The sequence below is a fragment of the Achromobacter sp. DH1f genome, assembly GCF_000633435.1.
Classification (GTDB): Bacteria; Pseudomonadota; Gammaproteobacteria; order Burkholderiales; family Burkholderiaceae_B; genus Achromobacter; species Achromobacter deleyi.
The window spans coordinates 1-352 of sequence record NZ_AYMF01000142.1 but is presented as its reverse complement, the minus strand read 5'-3'; the positions used below and the strand labels follow the sequence as shown (position 1 = coordinate 352).

Here is a 352-nt window from a genome sequence, read left to right as displayed (position 1 = left end):
CGCCGGCCAGCGCCGCCAGTGCGGGCGGCTGGCGCAAGAGGATCAGGATGTGTTCGCCATACCAGAGCGCCAGGCAGCCCGGCACGGAAATCAGCACGGCGCTCCAGAAGCCCTGGCGCACCGTGCGGCGCACGTCGCGCACCGAGTTGCGCCGTGCGCCCTCGGCCCGCGCCGCCATCGGCGCCGTGGCGCTGACCAGGCCCAGCGCAAAGAAGGCGATGGCCGAATACAGGTTGGCGCCCAGCGCGCTGGCGGCCAGCGGCTGCGAGCCCAGGTGGCCGATGAACATCACGTCCGTCACGGTCATGGCGATCTGGGCCAGATTGGTCAGCACCAGCGGCAGGGCCAGCAG

1 protein-coding gene is annotated in these 352 nt (G+C 71.9%); it reads right to left on the bottom strand.

Annotated elements, in window-relative coordinates; genetic code table 11:
- The coding region (locus U858_RS0133470; RefSeq protein WP_255358840.1) for an MATE family efflux transporter at nucleotides 1-352 on the bottom strand (352 nt) is incomplete at its 3' end.